Annotated in this window: 20 protein-coding genes; 8 read left to right on the plus strand and 12 right to left on the minus strand. The window is 68.0% G+C overall.

Annotation, left to right across the window (positions count from 1 at the left end):
- Window positions 1–353 precede the first annotated feature (353 nt).
- Together IU448_RS12200 and IU448_RS12205 are read left to right on the plus strand one after the other, a co-directional pair.
- Window positions 354–1523 (plus strand): acyl-CoA dehydrogenase family protein, encoded by a 1170-nt coding sequence (locus IU448_RS12200; RefSeq protein WP_195055668.1) that lies wholly within the window; start codon window positions 354–356, stop codon window positions 1521–1523.
- Window positions 1524–1572: 49 nt separating this feature from the next.
- Complete coding sequence (locus IU448_RS12205; RefSeq protein WP_195055669.1) at window positions 1573–2382, plus strand: enoyl-CoA hydratase/isomerase family protein; 810 nt, start codon at window positions 1573–1575, stop codon at window positions 2380–2382.
- A gap of 6 nt (window positions 2383–2388) precedes the next feature.
- On the opposite strand, the gene IU448_RS12210 is transcribed toward IU448_RS12205, so the two are convergent.
- The 6 genes from IU448_RS12210 to carD all read right to left on the minus strand — a co-directional run bounded on the left by IU448_RS12210 (window position 2389) and on the right by carD (window position 7124).
- Window positions 2389–2664 carry a DUF4190 domain-containing protein gene (locus tag IU448_RS12210; protein WP_195055670.1) on the minus strand — a complete coding sequence of 92 codons (276 nt, stop codon included), beginning with the start codon at window positions 2662–2664 and terminating at the stop codon, window positions 2389–2391.
- Between the two features lie 91 nt (window positions 2665–2755).
- The gene (rlmB, locus tag IU448_RS12215; RefSeq protein ID WP_195055671.1) at window positions 2756–3727 is read right to left on the minus strand and encodes a 23S rRNA (guanosine(2251)-2'-O)-methyltransferase RlmB; all 972 of its coding nucleotides are present in this window, start codon (window positions 3725–3727) and stop codon (window positions 2756–2758) included.
- A complete protein-coding gene (gene cysS, locus IU448_RS12220) occupies window positions 3727–5133 on the minus strand; it encodes a cysteine--tRNA ligase (protein WP_195055672.1) in 1407 nt (468 codons plus the stop codon). Before cysS ends, rlmB begins: the two co-directional genes overlap by 1 nt.
- Before the next feature lie 289 nt (window positions 5134–5422).
- Complete coding sequence (ispF, locus tag IU448_RS12225; RefSeq protein WP_195056256.1) at window positions 5423–5917, minus strand: 2-C-methyl-D-erythritol 2,4-cyclodiphosphate synthase; 495 nt, start codon at window positions 5915–5917, stop codon at window positions 5423–5425.
- A gap of 5 nt (window positions 5918–5922) precedes the next feature.
- A complete protein-coding gene (gene ispD / locus IU448_RS12230; protein WP_416382987.1) occupies window positions 5923–6633 on the minus strand; it encodes a 2-C-methyl-D-erythritol 4-phosphate cytidylyltransferase in 711 nt (236 codons plus the stop codon).
- Window positions 6634–6635: 2 nt separating this feature from the next.
- A complete protein-coding gene (gene carD, locus IU448_RS12235) occupies window positions 6636–7124 on the minus strand; it encodes an RNA polymerase-binding transcription factor CarD (protein WP_011206964.1) in 489 nt (162 codons plus the stop codon).
- Between the two features lie 463 nt (window positions 7125–7587).
- Here carD and IU448_RS12240 point away from each other — a divergent pair, with 463 nt between their 5' ends.
- Window positions 7588–8247 (plus strand): hypothetical protein, encoded by a 660-nt coding sequence (locus IU448_RS12240; protein WP_280458318.1) that lies wholly within the window; start codon window positions 7588–7590, stop codon window positions 8245–8247.
- A 116-nt stretch (window positions 8248–8363) separates the two neighbouring features.
- Entirely contained in the window at window positions 8364–9740 is a 1377-nt protein-coding gene (gene radA, locus IU448_RS12245; protein ID WP_195056259.1) for a DNA repair protein RadA, read from the plus strand.
- Window positions 9741–9771: 31 nt separating this feature from the next.
- Here radA and IU448_RS12250 read toward each other — a convergent pair whose 3' ends face one another.
- Both IU448_RS12250 and IU448_RS12255 read right to left on the minus strand, forming a co-directional pair.
- Entirely contained in the window at window positions 9772–10443 is a 672-nt protein-coding gene (locus tag IU448_RS12250) for a hypothetical protein (protein ID WP_195055673.1), read from the minus strand.
- A gap of 118 nt (window positions 10444–10561) precedes the next feature.
- The gene (locus IU448_RS12255) at window positions 10562–11185 is read right to left on the minus strand and encodes a carbonic anhydrase (RefSeq protein WP_195055674.1); all 624 of its coding nucleotides are present in this window, start codon (window positions 11183–11185) and stop codon (window positions 10562–10564) included.
- Between the two features lie 136 nt (window positions 11186–11321).
- Between IU448_RS12255 and IU448_RS12260 the strand changes: the two genes are divergently transcribed.
- Entirely contained in the window at window positions 11322–12227 is a 906-nt protein-coding gene (locus tag IU448_RS12260; protein ID WP_195056260.1) for an A/G-specific adenine glycosylase, read from the plus strand.
- Window positions 12228–12298: 71 nt separating this feature from the next.
- Here the strand turns inward: IU448_RS12260 and IU448_RS12265 are convergent, their stop codons facing one another.
- On the minus strand, window positions 12299–13063 hold the full coding sequence (locus IU448_RS12265; protein WP_195055675.1) for an alpha/beta fold hydrolase: 765 nt from the start codon (window positions 13061–13063) through the stop codon (window positions 12299–12301).
- Between the two features lie 165 nt (window positions 13064–13228).
- Between IU448_RS12265 and IU448_RS12270 the strand changes: the two genes are divergently transcribed.
- Both IU448_RS12270 and IU448_RS12275 read left to right on the plus strand, forming a co-directional pair.
- A complete protein-coding gene (locus IU448_RS12270) occupies window positions 13229–13540 on the plus strand; it encodes an antibiotic biosynthesis monooxygenase family protein (protein WP_195055676.1) in 312 nt (103 codons plus the stop codon).
- A 40-nt stretch (window positions 13541–13580) separates the two neighbouring features.
- On the plus strand, window positions 13581–13772 hold the full coding sequence (locus tag IU448_RS12275; protein WP_195055677.1) for a hypothetical protein: 192 nt from the start codon (window positions 13581–13583) through the stop codon (window positions 13770–13772).
- Window positions 13773–13823: 51 nt separating this feature from the next.
- Here IU448_RS12275 and IU448_RS12280 read toward each other — a convergent pair whose 3' ends face one another.
- Complete coding sequence (locus IU448_RS12280; RefSeq protein ID WP_195055678.1) at window positions 13824–14267, minus strand: OsmC family peroxiredoxin; 444 nt, start codon at window positions 14265–14267, stop codon at window positions 13824–13826.
- Between the two features lie 141 nt (window positions 14268–14408).
- Window positions 14409–14864: an SRPBCC family protein gene (locus IU448_RS12285; RefSeq protein WP_195055679.1), complete on the minus strand. Its 456-nt coding sequence runs from the start codon at window positions 14862–14864 to the stop codon at window positions 14409–14411.
- A gap of 186 nt (window positions 14865–15050) precedes the next feature.
- Between IU448_RS12285 and IU448_RS12290 the strand changes: the two genes are divergently transcribed.
- Window positions 15051–16124 (plus strand): sensor histidine kinase, encoded by a 1074-nt coding sequence (locus IU448_RS12290; protein ID WP_195055680.1) that lies wholly within the window; start codon window positions 15051–15053, stop codon window positions 16122–16124.
- Window positions 16125–16239: 115 nt separating this feature from the next.
- Here IU448_RS12290 and IU448_RS12295 read toward each other — a convergent pair whose 3' ends face one another.
- Window positions 16240–16896 (minus strand): vWA domain-containing protein, encoded by a 657-nt coding sequence (locus IU448_RS12295; RefSeq protein ID WP_195055681.1) that lies wholly within the window; start codon window positions 16894–16896, stop codon window positions 16240–16242.
- Window positions 16897–16936: the final 40 nt, after the last annotated feature.

The following is a 16936-nucleotide window of genomic DNA, read 5'->3' on the forward strand; positions in this document are numbered from 1 at the left end:
GTAGACCATCGGCTAAGGGGCGGGGCTGTGATTTTGTAACCGCTCCGCGGCTCGAGGATTTTGTAGCCGCTCCGCGGCTCGAGGGTGGGACCCTCGTGACGCCTGGTCTGCTCTCCTGCGTTCCTCCGCTTCGCTCCCCCGCTCCGTCGCTCCAGGCCAGGGGCGGGCCCCACCCAGGGAGTGGACTGTCCGGAGGAACGGCCTGAGCGGGGACCGGCCGGCATTCCCCGTTTCGGGGCCTTCGGCGAAGGGGTTTGAGTGCGTTCCGTGGGGGGCTGGGGGCAGGTGCCTTCAGTCTGGGTGTGGGGGTTTCGTATGCTCGTGCGCAACGCTCCCGGAACGAAGGGCACCACATGATCGACTTCACGATTCCCGCCGACCTGGCCGCCGAGCGCGACCGGATCCGCCAGTTCGTCGCCGAGAAAATCGTGCCCTACGAGCGTGACCCCCGGCTCACCGCGCACGGCCCCACCGACGAACTGCGCCAGGAACTCGTGGAGCTGGCCCGTGCCGAGGATCTGCTCACCATCCAGGCGCCCACCGAACTCGGCGGTCGCGGCCTCACTCATGTCGAGCAGGCGGTTCTCTACGAAGCCGCCGGATGGTCCACCCTCGGTCCGGTCGCGATGAACTGCGCGGCCCCCGACGAGGGCAATATGTTCCTGCTCTCCAAGATCGCCGACCCGGACCAGACCGAGCGCTACCTGAAGCCGGTTATCGACGGCCACCAGCGGTCGGTCTTCGCCATGACCGAACCCGACGGCGCCGGCTCCGACCCGGCCCAACTGGCCACCACCGCGACCTTCGACGGCGAAAACTTCACCATCGACGGCCGCAAATGGCTGATCACCGGGGCGAACGGCGCGAAAACCTGGATCATCATGGCAAGACTCGCCGAGAACCCGCACCTCCCGGCCGGCCCCACCCTCTTCCTGACCGACGGCGACCAGCCGGGCATCGTCATCGAACGCACCATGAACACCATGGACCGTAATTACGTGGCCGGACACTGCGTAGTTCGGTTCGACGGCCTGACGCTGCCGAAATCCGCCCTCCTCGGCGAAGCGGGCCAAGCGCTGCGCTACGCCCAATTGCGGCTCGCGCCGGCTCGCCTCACCCACTGCATGCGCTGGCTCGGCGCCGCCGAACGCGCCCAGAGCATCGCAATCGAGCATGCCAAAACCCGCACCGCCTTCGGTAAGACCCTCGGCGAGCACCAGGGCGTTTCCTTCATGATCGCCGATAACGAGATCGCGCTGCACCAGTGCCGGCTCACCATCTGGCATACCTGCTGGCTCATGGATCAAGGCGAAAAAGCGCGCCACGAGAGTTCGATGGCGAAATCGTTCGTCTCCGAGGAACTGTTCAAGGTCGCCGACCGCTGCGTCCAGATCCTCGGCGGTATCGGGGTCAGCGACGAAACGGTCGTCGAAATGATCTTCCGCGATATGCGCCCGTTCCGCCTCTACGACGGCCCCACAGAAGTCCACAAATACGCCATCAGCCGGAAAGTGCTGCGGTAATCACGGCCCGAACCCGCGGGCGCGGCCGCTCACCAATAAACTCCCCACTATGAGTTCGGAATTGCTCGTCGATGTCTCAGCGGGCATCGCCGTCCTCACCTTGAACCGGCCGGCCAAGCAGAACGCGTTCAACCCCGCCATGATCGACGCGCTCGGGACGGCATTGAAGCGGTGTGATGCCGAGGATGCGATCCGGGTCGTGGTCATCACCGGGACCCCACCGGCGTTCTGCGCGGGGGCAGATCTGTCCGACCGCGTAGGCGAGGTGAGCGCAAGTATCGATCCGCCCCCGTTCCGCGTCCGCAAACCGGTGATCGCGGCGGTCAACGGGCATGCCGTGGGCGTCGGCCTGGCGCTGGCGTTGCAATGCGATCTGCGATACCTGGCCGACGACGCGGTGTACGCGCTGAGCCAGGTGCGGCGCGGTGTGCTCGCCGACGGCTATGCACACTGGACGCTGCCACGCCTGGCCGGTCTCGCCAACGCCGCCGATATCCTGCTCACCGGCCGGACCTTCGACGGCGACGAAGCCAAGGCGATGGGCCTGGCCAATGCCTGCCTGCCCGCGGCAGAGGTGCTGCCGACGGCGATGGCGGTCGCACACGATATCGCAGGCGGCTCGGCGCCGCTCAGCGCTGCCCTGTCGAAACGCCTGCTCTGGGAGGGGGTCGGTCTGGAACCGGCGACGGTCGCACGACTGGAAGCCGATCTGAACGATCACATCGCCCACGGTCGGGACGCGGACGAAGCGATGACGGCCTTCCGGGAACGTCGCCAGCCCACCTGGTCGGGTTCGATCAGCGAGGAATGGCCCACCTGGGAGCCCGGGAAATGGAACGGCCAGCAGAGCCTGGACTGAACACCGTCAGCCGCCGGTGAGGAACACCAGGACGAACAGCAACGCCATCAGCACCGCCAGGATCGTGCCGATAACCCCCAGCGTGAACCCCACCACGACCTGGGTGCGGCCGCCGTAGGCACCGCCGGATTCGTCGATCTGATCCAGCGCGCGCTTACCCATCGCCCAGGCCACCGGCCCGGTCAGCCCGAAACACAGCAGGCTGAACGCACCCAGGAACAGCACCGCCGTCGCATACGGGTGCTCGACCGGCTTACCGATGGGCGTGTTGGGTATCACCACAGAACGAATTCTACGGTGCGCGGGCGGTTTTGCGGTCCGGGCGACCGAATCGGCGTGTAACCGCCCGCTGACCGGGACGGTGAGCGTACGGTCAGGCGCGGCGCTGCCGTGCGGTTTCGGCCAGCACGACGCCCGCCGCCACGGAGGCGTTGAGCGATTCCACCGGACCCGCCATGGGGATGCTCAGGATGGCGTCACAATTCTCCCGGACCAGCCGGGACAATCCCTTGCCCTCGGATCCGACCACGATGACCGTGGGCCCGGTGGCGTCGAAATCGTCGAGCGAGGTGTCGCCACCGGCGTCCAGACCGACGATCTGGACCCCTTTGGCGGCCCAATCCTTCAGCGTCCGTGTGAGGTTGGTAGCCCGAGCGACCGGCAGTCGGGCCGCCGCCCCGGCACTGGTCCGCCAGGCCACCGCGGTCACGCTGGCGCTGCGCCGCTGCGGGATCACCACGCCGTGGCCGCCGAACGCCGCGACCGAGCGCACCACGGCACCCAGGTTGCGCGGGTCGGAGATATTGTCCAGCGCCACCAGCAGCGCCGGTTCCGCCGACTGCTGAGCCCGCGCCAGCAGATCGTCGGGATGCGCGTACCGGTAGGGCGGCACCTGCAGCGCCATTCCCTGGTGTAAACCGTTGGAACTCATCCGGTCCAGGTCGGTGCGCGGTACCTCGAGGATGGAGATTCCGGTATCGGCGGCGATACGCACACTCTCGGTGAGCCGCTCGTCGTTCTCGGTGCCCACCGCCACGTACAGCGCGGTCGCCGGGACCCCGGCGCGCAGGCATTCCGTCACCGGGTTGCGGCCGAGGACCAGTTCGGGACCGTCGTCACCGTGCCGGCCGGCCGGGCGGGCACCGCGGCCGGCCGAGCTCTTCTGCGCAGCCCGCGCTTTCGCGGCGGCCTTGCGGGCCGCGGGATGTTTGGTGCGCGCCTCCGCCGGGGGTGTCGGCCCGCGACCTTCCAGTCCGCGGCGGCGCTGCCCGCCGGACCCGACCACCTGCCCCTTCTTGCTACCGCCTTTGCGGATCGCACCACGACGTTGTGAATTGCCGGCCATCAGCCCGCCTTTCCAGGGGTAGGTGTGCCCAGCGACCATTCGGCACCGTTCGGGGTATCGGTCACTTCGATGCCGGCCGCCTGCAGGCGGTCGCGTACAGCATCCGCGGTAGCCCAGTCCTTTGCGGCCCGGGCTTGCTGGCGGCGTTCCAGTTCGGCGCCGACCAGCACATCGAGGGCAGCGTCGGCGGCCGACCGGTCGGCGGCGGTATGCCAGTGCGGATCGAGCGGGTCCACACCCAGCACTTCGAGCATGGCCCGGACCTGGCCCGCGTGCTCCCGGGCGGTTTCGAGGACGCCGGCGTCGAGGGCGCGGTTGCCCTCGTGCACGCCGTGATGGATTTCGGCGAGCGCCTTCGGGACACCGAGATCGTCGTCGAGGGCGGCGGCGAAACCGTCGGTCCATTTGCCCATCGGGATATCGCCGCCGCGTTCGGCGACCCGCTGCACGAAGGCCTCGATCCGCTGATACGACTGGGCGGCATCGGCGAGCGCTTTATCGGAATATTCCAGCATGGACCGGTAATGGGCGCTGCCCAGGTAGAAGCGCAATTCCACCGGCCGCACGGATTTCAGCACATTCGGAATGGACAGCACATTGCCGAGCGATTTCGACATCTTCTCGCCGCCCATGGTCACCCAGCCGTTGTGTAACCAGTACTGCGCGAAACCGTGACCGGCCGCCTTGGACTGCGCGATTTCGTTCTCGTGGTGCGGGAACACCAGATCCATTCCACCGCAGTGGATATCGAATTCCGAACCGAGGTAGAACTCGGCCATCGCCGAGCATTCCAGATGCCAGCCGGGGCGGCCGGGACCCCACGGCGACGGCCAGGTGGGCTCACCTGGTTTCGCGGCTTTCCACAGTGTGAAATCGCGCGGGTCGCGTTTACCGAGCCCGGCGCTCTCGCCCTGGTGTACGTCCTCGACACGGTGCCCGGACAACCGGCCGTAATCCGGGTAGCTGCGCACATCGAAATACACATTGCCTTCGGACGCGTAGGCGTGCCCGCGCTCGATGAGCCGTTGCATCAGAGCGACCATCTGGGTGATATGACCGGTCGCCCTCGGTTCCGCAGAGGGCGGAAGCACGCCGAGCCGAAAATAGGCGTCGTCGAAAGCGCGTTCGTGCGTCGCGGCCCATTCCCACCACGGCCGGCCGGCGGCGGACGCCTTGGTGAGGATCTTGTCCTCGATATCGGTGACATTGCGGATGAATGCCACATCCAGGCCGCCCGCGGCGAGCCAGCGGCGCAGGATATCGAACGCGACACCGCTGCGCACATGACCGATATGCGGCAGACCCTGCACGGTTGCCCCACACAGGTACACCGAGGCGTGGCCGGGTACCAGCGGCGTGAAATCACGCAGGGTCCGTTTCTCGGTGTCGAACAGGCGCAGCGTCACGGCAGTCGATCCTAGTTTCGTTTGTGGATTGCACTCGGAAGTGGTGCAGCGGGGATATGGGCAGGGTAGCGGCAACGACCGGTATCACGGCATTCGGCCGCACCGTCGCGGCCGGGACTGTTGCACCCCGGCCCGCGGCGACGGTCTTCGCGTCGCGGCGGCGATCCGCGCACCGCGGCGCCGCGATCGCTGCGGTGGAACGGGGCGATGCCGCGTTCACACGGCGTCGATCAGCCCGGGATTCCGGCTCGTGCTGGGGCAGCGGCTCCGCTGTCCCCGATCGGTCCGGTCAACCGCCGTCGGGGAGGTCGCTCGGCCGCCCCGGACAGTGCAGCAGTGCGGTGGCAACCGCGGCGATACCCTCGCCGCGGCCCGTGAGACCCAGCCCGTCGCTGGTGGTGCCGGATACCGAGACGGGAGCATCGAGCAGATCACCCAGCACCTGCTGCGCCTCCGCCCGTCGCGGCCCGATTCGCGGGCGATTGCCGATGACCTGGACCGCGGCGTTGACGACCGCATATCCGGAGTCTTCCAGCAGCCGCCGCACTTCCTTCAACATGGCGGCGCCGGATACTCCCGCCCATTCCGGGCGGCCGGTTCCGAATACCGATCCGACATCGCCGAGCCCAGCGGCCGACAACAGGGCGTCGCACAGTGCATGGGCGGCCACATCGCCGTCGGAATGCCCCGCACAACCGTCTTCACCGTCGAACAACAGCCCGGCCATCCAGCATGGCCGTCCCGGTTCGATCGGGTGCACATCGGTGCCGATACCGACGCGGATATCCATCATCGCCCGGCCACCTGCCTCCCGTCGAGCACGGCTTCGGCCAGGCGCAGGTCGAGCGGTGTCGTGATCTTGAATGCGAGCGGATCGCCGGGAATCGTGTGCACGTCGATGCCGAGCCGTTCGACCAGGCCCGCGTCGTCGGTGGCGTTCTCCGGATGCTCGTAGGCGCGGCGCAGCACATCGGCCGCGAATCCCTGCGGGGTCTGCACGGCGCGTAGCGCAGAACGGTCCGGTGTACCGGTCACGACACCGGCGGTATCGACCGATTTCACGGTATCGACCACCGGTAGCACGGGTACGACCGCCGAGCGCCCGGCCCGTAGTTCGGCCACCACCCGGGCGATCAGATCGGGCGGCGTCAGTGCCCGTGCGGCATCGTGCACGAGGATGTGCGCGGCTGCGTCGGCACCGGCCAGGCCGGCACGCACGGAATCGGTGCGTTCGGCACCACCGGCCACGATCCGGGCCGGTGCCGCGGGCGGGAGCAGGTCTGCCGTTGCCTCGACGAGTTGGGCGGGCACCATCACAATGATCTCGTCGACAACCCCGGCAGCCATCAATCCACCGACAGCCAGCCCGAGCATGGGTGTGCCGCCGACCGGGACGAACGCCTTGGGAGCAGCTGCTCCCAGACGTTCACCACGACCGGCGGCAGGAACCAACGCTATGACGGGTCCGGCGTTACGGCCGGACCCGTCCGGTTCGTACACGGTCAGGACGCCGCGGCGAGAACCTCGTCGAGAAGCGTCTCGGCCTTGCCGTCATCGGTCCCCTCGGCGAGCGCCAGCTCACCGACGAGGATCTGCCGCGCCTTGGCCAGCATCCGCTTCTCGCCCGCGGACAGACCACGATCCTGTTCCCGACGCCACAGGTCACGAACGACCTCGGCCACCTTGTTCACATCGCCGGAGGCGAGCTTCTCGAGGTTGGCCTTGTAGCGGCGGGACCAGTTGGTGGGCTCTTCCGTATGCGGCGCCCGCAGCACCTGGAAGACCCGATCCAAGCCTTCCTGGCCCACGACATCGCGAACGCCGACGTATTCCGCGTTTTCCGCGGGAACCCGAACAGTGAGGTCACCCTGTGCGACCTTCAGGACCAGATACTCTTTCTGCTCACCCTTGATGGTGCGGGTCTCGATAGCTTCGATCAAAGCCGCCCCATGATGGGGATAAACGACGGTATCTCCGACCTTAAAAATCATGTGTCCCGTGCCCCTTTCGATGTTCACAGTTTAACACGCGACTCGATAACGGCGCGATCAACTGCGCAGGTCAGGGCCACAACGACCAGGTACTGGGGCTTGACAGGGCGTGTTTGGTGTGCATCACGTTGGGGCCGAACGGGTGTCGTCTCCGCACCCCGCCGGACCGGCCGGCGCCGCGGTGCACCGGGGCCGGGAACCAAAGCACGGAATCCGAATCGTTACCGGTCAGCATGGGCCGATGGGGGTCACCGAAGACGCACCGCACGACCTGCCGGACGCACCGCTATGAAGCATTACTCGCTCGCCCGCCCGGAAGCGATACCTCTGGGCGATAGGTGCGAGAAATCACACAGTGCGCAATCCCGTAATACCCCCTGACACCGCCCGGTGCATCCCGGCCTCCACGGCGACTACTACAGTGCCTAGTTGGAGTGCGCCACTCGGACATGGAGGACAACCCGTGACTGCCCTGACTGCTGTGACTGCCGCGAGCCCGGTCGCCTCGACTCGGCGGCGCCGGCGCTTGGTGCCGGTCGCCGCGCTCGCCGCCGGAGCGGCCATCATCCTGTCCGGCTGCAGCGCCGGCCAGGTCTCGCAGACCGCCGACCAGGTCGCGGCCATCAACGGCAACACCGCCGACGCCGGCGCCATCTCGTTGCGCAATGTGCATATCGTCTACCCGGACTCCGGCCCCGGCAACCACACCGCGGGTGGCCGGGCCGCGCTGGCGCTGTCGATCGTCAACACCGGCGAAACCGTCGCCGACGAACTCACCGCCGTCACCACCGACCTCGGCACGGTGAAGATCACCCCGGCCAACGGGGACAAGATCGAGATCAGCCCCTCCGAAACGGTTGTCGTCTCGACCCCCTCGGCCGGTGCGGAAACCCACACCACCGGCGAAACCGTCGACACCGAAGCCGGCGAAATCGAAACCGCCACCATCGAGATCACCGGGCTGACCCAGAACATCACCCCCGGCCTGACCTACAACGTCTCATTCGACTTCAAGGAAAACGGCACAGTCGAAGTCGAGGTCCCGGTCGACGCCGGTACCGACACCCCCCGCCTCGAATCCGAGCTCTCCAAGAGCACCACCGGACCGGCCGGCGGGCACTGAGTTTTTTGGCGCCGCCTCCGGCAGCGCGGGTTTCGGGGCCGTAGACACCGCTCTCGAGAAGTATCCGCCGCAAGACTCTGTTGTCGGCCGGTGTGCGTAAGGTGCGGGCTGTGGCAGTGACCAAGACCAAGGCCGTCTACCGGTGCTCGGAATGCGCGCACGAGGTTGCCAAATGGGTGGGTAAATGCCCCTCCTGCGGATCGTGGGGCACCGTCGACGAGGCACTGCCGGCGGTGGGGCCGGCCGGTGTGCCGGCGGGGCGTAAAGCGATGCTGCCGAGTACCGCTGCCGCGCCGATCTCACGGGTCGACTCGCAGACCACGACCGCGCGACCGACGGGAGTTTCCGAGCTCGACCGGGTACTCGGCGGCGGGATCGTCGCAGGATCGGTGGTACTGCTCTCCGGGGAGCCGGGAGTGGGCAAATCGACCCTGCTGCTGGAGGTCGCACATCGATGGGCGCGGCAGCGCGACGAACGGGCGCTGTATGTCACCGCGGAGGAATCGGCGGGACAGGTGCGGTTGCGGGCGGACCGGACGGGCGCGGTGCACGAACGGGTGTACCTCGCGGCCGAATCGGATCTGTCGGTACTGCTCGGCCATGTCGATCAGGTGAAACCCACGCTGCTCGTGGTGGATTCGGTGCAGACCATACTGGCCGGCGACAGCGACGGCGTACTCGGCGGAGTCACCCAGGTGCGTGCGGTCACCACGGCGCTGACCTCGCTGGCCAAGACGAGCGGTATCGCGGTGCTGCTCGTCGGCCATGTCACCAAGGACGGGGCGGTGGCCGGGCCGCGCACGCTGGAACATCTGGTCGATGTGGTGCTCCAGTTCGAGGGTGACAAGAATTCGACACTGCGGATGGTGCGCGGTATCAAGAACCGGTTCGGCAGCGCCGACGAAGTGGGTTGCTTCGAACTCCACGACGACGGGATCGCTTGCGTAACAGACCCTTCCGGCCTCTTCCTGCACCACCGCACCGATTCGGTGCCCGGTACCGCGGTCACGGTGGCCATGGACGGGAAGCGGCCACTGGTCGGCGAGGTCCAGGGCCTCACAGTGGATACCCAGGTACCGGCCCCGCGCCGGGCGGTCAGCGGGCTGGACTACAACCGGGTCGCCATGGTGTTGGCCGTCCTGCAGAGCCGCTGCGGCCTCTATGTCGGCAAACAGGATGTCTACGCGGCGACGGTGGGCGGGATGCGGCTCACCGAACCCGCCGCGGATCTGGCCATCGCACTGGCCATCGCCGGCGCCGCCCGCGATACCGCGCTACCGCCGGGGTGGGTGATCCTCGGCGAAGTGGGCTTGGCAGGTGAAGTCCGCCGTATCACCGCCGCCGGCCGCCGGCTGGCCGAGGCCGAACGCCTCGGGTTCACGAACGCGGTGGTGCCCCCTGGCGTCTCCGCGAAGGACACCGGTATGACCCTGCACGAGGCGGCCGACCTGCGGGCAGCGCTACGGCTGGCGGGCTTGTCCAGGAGGAAATAGCCGGTGCCGCGGAGGCACCGGCCGGGCGCCGCTATTCCGCGATGTTGAAGGGTTCGGGCGCACTGCGGACCGCTCCGAGTTGCGCGACCACGTGGTAGGCGCCGCTGGGCACCTGCACCCGCTCCCCCGCACATTCCGGCTGCGACGTGGTACCGGTCCAGGTCACCGTGAACGCGGCCTGCTCACCGCGGTCGAGGGTGCGCAGATCGGGTTCGCCGTCGGGGTAGCAATCCGTGCTGGCCCACAACTGTCGTCCACCGTCCAGCGTCCGCACCGAAACCCGCTGCAACCCCGACCCCATATCGCGAGTACAGGGTTCACCGGAGATATTCGTGATCACGATCCCGAACACCGGTTCCTCCCCGACCCGGTAGGTCGGCTGGGCCACCGACACCTTGATGGCCAGCGATTGGTCGGCGCACTGCCCGGCCGCGGCAGGCGCCGGTTCCGACGATTCGGTGGCCGAGGTCGTGGCAGCAGTCGTGGAGGTGGCCGTGGTGGCCGACGGCGCCGAACTCGCCGCGGCTTCGGAGCTCGCCGTCGAAGAGGCCGCGGCACCGGTCGCCCCGGGCGAACCTCCACCCCTGGTTACGGTCACGACCAGCCAGATCACCACCGCGAGCGCGACCACCAGCGCTCCGATGGCAAAAACGCGGCGCCGCCAGTAGATCTCCGGCGGTAACGGTCCTGTCGGTTCCAACACGTGTCAACGGTAAGCGTATTCGGCGGTGGTGGCGGTCAACGGCACACCACAAGCTGGTCCGCCGGCCGCCACCGTGGTCGTCCGGCCGGGGTCCGGCCGGACGAAACCGTCCGCACCGTCAGACGGTCTCCCCGATCTCACCGACCACGCGCCGCAGTTGCGCACGGCCTTCGGCGAGCTTGTAGGTGACACATGCGATGGCGCAGTCGCCCGCTTCGACCCGCTCGGACACGATCTTCGAGCGCTCCATCAGCAGCTGGCTGGTCTCCACCACGTGCCGGGCCTCGAGCTCATCGACCGTTTCCAGCCCCTCACGCCGGCCGATCAGCACCGACGGCGTGACCTTCTCGACGACGCTGCGGATGAACCCACCGGGTACGGCGCCGCCGTCCAATGCGTCCACGGTCGCCTTGACCGCACCGCAGCTGTCGTGGCCGAGAACCACGATCAGCGGTACGTTCAGCACATCCAGGCCGTACTCGACGGACCCCAGAACCGAGGCATCGATGACGTGGCCCGCCGTGCGCACCACGAACATATCGCCGAGGCCCTGATCGAAAATCAATTCCGCAGCCACCCGTGAGTCACCGCAGCCGAACAATACGGCCGTCGGGCTCTGGCCACCGACGAGCTTGGCTCGATCGGCGGCACCCTGGTTAGGATGCTGCAATGTGCCGTTCATGAAGCGCTCGTTACCTTCGCGCAGCGACTTCCAGGCACTCACCGGGTTGGACTGAGGCATGTGTCCATTCTGCACTACAGGGCATTGCCCCCGGCTTCGGTCCTGTTACAGCACGGCGTCGGTATCCGCGTCGGCGGTGGCACTGCACAGTTAGAACGGAGCGTTTCGGGTGAGCAGCGGAGCAGTCGGCGGACCGATGACCGAGGCGGGCCGCGGCACTGCGGATGCGGTGCCACCGCTCGATACCGACGCGTTGATCGACTGGTACGCCCGGTCTGCTCGCGACCTGCCGTGGCGCCGCCCCGGTGTGAGCGCCTGGCAGATCCTGATGAGCGAGATCATGCTGCAGCAGACCCCGGTCTCGCGCGTCGAACCGATCTGGCGGGAATGGGTAGCGCGCTGGCCGGTGCCCTCGGCCATGGCGGCGGCGAGCGCCGGCGAGGTGCTGCGCGCCTGGGGCAAACTCGGTTATCCCCGGCGCGCGCTGCGGCTACACGAATGCGCGCAGGTGCTGGCGACCGAACACGGGGACGAGGTTCCCGACGATGTCGAGGTGCTGCTCGGGTTGCCCGGTATCGGCGCCTACACCGCGCGAGCGGTGGCCTGTTTCGCGTACGGGCAGCGGGTTCCGGTAGTGGACACCAATGTTCGCCGGGTGGTGGCCCGGGCCGTACACGGGCGCGGCGAGGCCGGTAATCCGGCCGCCCGGGACCTGCGCGAAACCGAGGCACTGTTACCCGCCCGGGTGGACCGGGCGGCGGCCTGCTCCGCGGCGCTGATGGAACTCGGCGCGACGGTATGCACCGCCCGCACCCCGGACTGCACCCGCTGCCCCCTGCCCCGCTGTGCCTGGGTGGCGGCGGGCCGGCCGCGCCAGGAATCGACGCGCCGCACCCAGAAGTACGAGGGCACCGACCGGCAGGCGCGCGGCCGGCTACTCGATGTACTGCGCGCGGCGACCGAACCGGTGGACCGTATCCGTCTCGACCTGGCCTGGACCCGCGATCCCGGACAGCGCGACCGCGCGCTCGATTCGCTGCTGGTGGACGGTCTGATCGAGCAGACCCGGGACGGCCGGTTCGCGCTGGCGGGCGAGGGCTGAGACCGCTGCGGCCACGTTTCGGCGCCGTTTCCGGAGAACGCTGCCCGCACAGGCGGGCAAGTACTGGGCGGTCAGCCGCCTGGCGTTGTATTCACGGCGAGTACCCCGGCGAGAAACCGCTGGACCGCGGCGCGGTAGCGGCCGGGCTGGTCGTCGTGCACCAGATGGCCCGCCGCGGGGATCACGATGTGTTCCGCGTCCGGGTGCAGATCGGCCATCCGGCGCATCTGCCCCGGCGGGGTGATGGTGTGTTCGCCCTCGATGAGCAGCGTGGGCACGCGCACCTGCCGCCACTGCGGCCAGAACGCACGGGTTCCCCATTCCTCGGAGATATCGCGGAAGGTGGCGATATCTCCGTGCAGGCGGTAGCCGTCGGGTGTCCGGTCGAATGCGCGCTGGAAGTAACGCCCCGCAACCGGGCCGAAGAATTCGAGCAGGGCGGCCTCGTCGGCGAACGGCTGCGGCCAGGCCTCGATCATGGCCGCCCAGTGCGCGGCGGTACGCCCGGTGAAATCGGCCGCCATATCCTCCACCACCAGTGCCCGTACCCGCTCCGGATACTCGGCCGCGAAAACCCATCCGTGCAGGGCCCCCATGGAATGGCCGATAATCACCATCGGTGCGTCGATCCCGGCAGTCGCCACCGCCAGATCCGCGACGAACGCGTCGGTCGTCAATTCGGCCGGCGCGGGGCGGCCGTGCCCCGCCGCGTCGAAGGTGTGAACATGACCGTGCCTCCGCAGCCAATCGAGCTGGTCAGCCCACGTCCGGGCACTGCCCATCAACCCGTGCAACAGTAGTATCGGAACCCCGGATCCACCTTCGTCGTGCAACACCGGCCCGAGTGTAATTCGGCCCGAAAGCCCCCCGGACACCGTTCCTCCGTACGGCCAACCTTCCCCGGGCGGGCCCCACCCTCGAGCCGTGGAGCGGCTCCGTTAACACAGCGCATGCCCCCGAGGTGCGGGCCGTCTCCGAAATTCCGGCGTTAAGCTCGAGGTATGGCTGTTGTGAAGATCAATGCGATCGAGATCCCCGAGGGCGCGGGTCCCGAGCTCGAGGAGCGGTTCGCCCACCGCGCGCACGCTGTCGAGAATTCCCCTGGTTTTCTCGGCTTCCAACTGCTGCGGCCGACCGCCGGTGAGAACCGGTACTTCGTCGTCACCCAGTGGGATTCCGAAGAGTCCTTCGCGGCCTGGCGGGATGGTCCGGCCAGGGAAGCGCACGCCGGGCAGCAGAAAAAGCCGGTGGCGACCGGCGCCTCGCTGCTGGAATTCGAGGTCGTGCTGGACGTCTCGGGTAAAAGTTCCTGACCATTCGCCAAGCCGGCCACGCCCCCGTCTGCACGGTCGCGTGGCCCGCGCGCGGCGGCCGCTCACCGCGCTCTGCGCGGCCGATAGCGTCGCCGATGTGCTACCGGATGCGACGGCCGGGAACGTACTCGTCGCCATCACCCGCGCCGGGCATATCTGCGCGGTGCTGATCGCGATCCCGGCGATGCACACCCCCGCGGCACGCGCATGGTTCACCCGAACGCACGGCTGACGGCCGATGCGCCCGGGCTCCCCGGTCCGCCGGAGAACCCGGGCGAAGGGCTCAGGAATCGAGTGCGGCGTCCAAGGTGATCTCGTCGACACCGGCCAGTGCCTTGCTCACGGGGCATCCCGCCTTGGCGGCGGCGGCCGCCGTGGTGAAACCCGCATTGTCCAAGCCGGACACCCGGCCGCGCACGGTCAGCGCGATACGGCTGATCCGGAAACCGCCCGCCGGGTCCGGGCCCAGCGTGACCGCCGCCGAAACATCGAGGCTTTCGGGGGTGCCGCCGGCCTGGGCGATCTCATTGGACAGCGCCATCGCGTAGCAGGAGGCGTGGGCTCCCGCGATCAACTCCTCCGGGCTCGTGGTGCCGCCGGCTTCCTCGGCGGAACGTTTGGGGAAGGACACCTCGTACTTTCCGACTCCGGAGCTGACCAGTTCGACCTGGCCGGTTCCGTCCTGCAGACCACCGGTCCATGCGGTGCGTGCGGTACGTGTGGGCATCACAATCCTTTCGACGATGTTCGGGTCCGTTCCGAAACTACTCGCATCCTCGGCTTCGTTCCGGCCGTGAACGACCAGGACTCCTCCTGAACCTCACGATCGTGAGGCGGGTTCCTGCTTCACCGAGGCCAACCGTCGTGATCAGCTTGCCGCCGCGGTTCGTTCGTCGAGTCGGGCCAGCGCCTTGGGCCAGGTGGCGCGATACCGGTCGCGGGCTGCTTCGCCGGCAAAGCCGCTGTGCCGCAGGCGTAACCGGATCCCGCGGGGTTGTTTGACGAACTCCACCCGGACCACCGTTTCGGCGCCTTCGGTACCCGCCGCTCCGGTCATCCAGGTCATTTCGACGAGCCGTCCGGGCTCGAGCCGCAGGAAGCGCCCGTAATGCGGGTGCATGCTCCCTTCGTGCGCGGTCTCGAAATAGAACGGTTCGTTCACCTCGGGCCGCATCCGCACCGTCGCGGGCTCGGCGAACCAGATATCGAATCCCTGGGTCCACGCCAGATACAACAGTTCGGGCGATGCCTTCATCACCCGCTCCACCGTCAGCTCGTACGGTCGCGCTGACAGGTCCGGTACACGCACTTGCTGGTCGACCATCTCTGGACCATACCCGCGGCGGGCCGGATGCCGCCGCAGATGCGCCGATCATCGCACCGTCATCGATTGTGCCGTGCCCGATCGGCGGTTACGGCCCCGCAAATCTCTTGCCACACCGGGAATCCGGGTGTGCACCGCCGGTTCGGCCCGGAGTGCGAATAGGGTGGTGCGGGTGGAGAGTCCGCGATGACGAGCTGGCAGATGGTCGGGCTACTGGGTTGGCTTGCGCTGGCCGCCGCCCTGGTGGTGCTGTTGCGACAGCGCCGCGCGCTGCTACGGGTGTACCGGGAGCGCGACGCCGCGACCGCGACCGCCGCACAGCGGCTACGCGAACTCGAGGTGAGTACCGAACGTCTGGTGATCGCCCGGGAACTACACGATGTGGTGGCACACAATCTTTCGCTGATCAATGTGCAGTCGGGGATGGCGCTACAGCAGGTCGAGAACAAATCGGCGAAGGCCGCGGGCACGGTGGCCGAAATCAAGACCACCAGCCGTAACGCCCTCGAGGATGTACAGGCATTACGCCACGCCATCCAGTCGGTGGAGCCCGCCGGCCCCGCGCGACCCGATCGCGAGCGGCCGTGTGATCCGGATCCGGTGGTGCGCAGTGAACGCGAGAAGCGTGTCCGGCGCAGTGGTTTCGGCCGTCGCGACCGGGTGGGTGCCACCGGCGTGGGCGGTGGCCCCGAGCAGGCCGGTGAAAGCGCCTCGGCGCCCGCTGCGGCCGCCCCGCCGCCGCGCGAACCGGATCCGACGATGTCGGATCTGGAGGAACTACTCCGTAAACCTCGACTGGCCGGCCTGACCGTGCACGCCAGGGTGATCGGCACGGCCGGTTCCCTACCCGGGGCCATCGACGAGGCGGCGACCCAGATCGTCACGGAATCGCTGGCGAATGTCATCCGTCATGCGCCGAATGCCGAGGCCACGGTTACCGTGCGGTTCACCACTGATTCCGTGGATCTCACCATCGACAACACCCGGCCCACGGGCAAACCCGAACACACCGGCCCGACGCGCGGTATGGGCATCATCGCCATGCGGGAACGCACCCACGCACTCGGTGGCGCGCTGACGGCGGGCCCGAAACCGAGTGGCGGTTTCCGGGTCGCGGCCCGGCTGCCGAGCCGCCCGCTGCGTATCGCGATGGATCCGGACAAGGCATCGAGAGCACGGGCCGGGGCGGACGATAAGCAGCGGACAGCTCCGTCCGGCGACCGCGAGCCGATCGAAACCGGCCCCGTTGCACCGGAATAGCCACTCGCTGCGACCGATCCGGCCGAACGGTGTCGGATACCCCGCTAGCGCCTGCTCCGATATCGCAACTGGCAATCCGAACGAAGACGGGCAGGGCCACCCGCGAGGTGCGGATTCACCGGCTACCACCCGGATCGGCCGCACGCCGCTCTTCGTCGGTGAACCCCGCGGCGCGGGCCGAGCCCGTAGCCCCCGGCGCTTGTAAGCGGGACGAGTAGGCACCCGCGGCCCGGAAGACCCCCTGTACACCGGCCGGGGCGGCGCCGTAGGTGATCGACTGCTGCGGGGCGAACCCCAATTCGGTGCCGATCTGCACCGCATCCATATTCGCGCCCAGGAACAGGAAATCCCAGTTGTAGTCGTTCTGCTGCTGTTGGATCAGCGCGCGTACGGCGGAATGCGTCCATTCGCGACTGGAGTTCTCGTGGCCGTCGGTGAGGATGACGACGATCACCGTACCCGGACGTTCGGACTCGGGGCGCGCCGCCAGCTCGGCGCCGATATCGGTGACCAGTTTCCCGATCGCATCGTAGAGCGCCGTACCGCCCCGGGGATGCAGGACCGGCGGCGGAACCTGTTCCAGCGGAGTGTTCGAGTACAGGCATTCGTATTCGGTATCGAACTGGGCGAAGGTCACCCGGACGGTTTTCTCGACCTTTCGCTGTTCTTCGAAGAAGGCGGCCAGTCCGCCTTCGGTATCGGATTTGATCGATTGCATGGAGCCCGAGCGATCGAGCAGGACGGCGATCAGGCTCTGCGCGGGATCGGTCATCGTTACCCCCATTCGAGTTGGTCCCTTGCCGACAGCCTAC

It is taken from the genome of Nocardia flavorosea (assembly GCF_015477805.1).
Taxonomy (GTDB): domain Bacteria; phylum Actinomycetota; class Actinomycetes; order Mycobacteriales; family Mycobacteriaceae; genus Nocardia; species Nocardia flavorosea_A.

Excerpts from the sequence above, each read along its gene's own strand:
- IU448_RS12200 (WP_195055668.1), top strand. The coding sequence starts at position 354 with ATGATCGACTTCACGATTCCCGCCGACCTGGCCGCCGAGCGCGACCGG.
- IU448_RS12205 (WP_195055669.1), top strand. The coding sequence starts at position 1,573 with ATGAGTTCGGAATTGCTCGTCGATGTCTCAGCGGGCATCGCCGTCCTC.
- rlmB (WP_195055671.1), bottom strand. The coding sequence starts at position 3,727 with ATGGCCGGCAATTCACAACGTCGTGGTGCGATCCGCAAAGGCGGTAGC.
- carD (WP_011206964.1), bottom strand. The coding sequence starts at position 7,124 with ATGATTTTTAAGGTCGGAGATACCGTCGTTTATCCCCATCATGGGGCG.
- IU448_RS12255 (WP_195055674.1), bottom strand. The coding sequence starts at position 11,185 with ATGCCTCAGTCCAACCCGGTGAGTGCCTGGAAGTCGCTGCGCGAAGGT.
- IU448_RS12260 (WP_195056260.1), top strand. The coding sequence starts at position 11,322 with ATGACCGAGGCGGGCCGCGGCACTGCGGATGCGGTGCCACCGCTCGAT.
- IU448_RS12270 (WP_195055676.1), top strand. The coding sequence starts at position 13,229 with ATGGCTGTTGTGAAGATCAATGCGATCGAGATCCCCGAGGGCGCGGGT.
- IU448_RS12280 (WP_195055678.1), bottom strand. The coding sequence starts at position 14,267 with ATGCCCACACGTACCGCACGCACCGCATGGACCGGTGGTCTGCAGGAC.
- IU448_RS12285 (WP_195055679.1), bottom strand. The coding sequence starts at position 14,864 with ATGGTCGACCAGCAAGTGCGTGTACCGGACCTGTCAGCGCGACCGTAC.
- IU448_RS12290 (WP_195055680.1), top strand. The coding sequence starts at position 15,051 with ATGACGAGCTGGCAGATGGTCGGGCTACTGGGTTGGCTTGCGCTGGCC.
- IU448_RS12295 (WP_195055681.1), bottom strand. The coding sequence starts at position 16,896 with ATGACCGATCCCGCGCAGAGCCTGATCGCCGTCCTGCTCGATCGCTCG.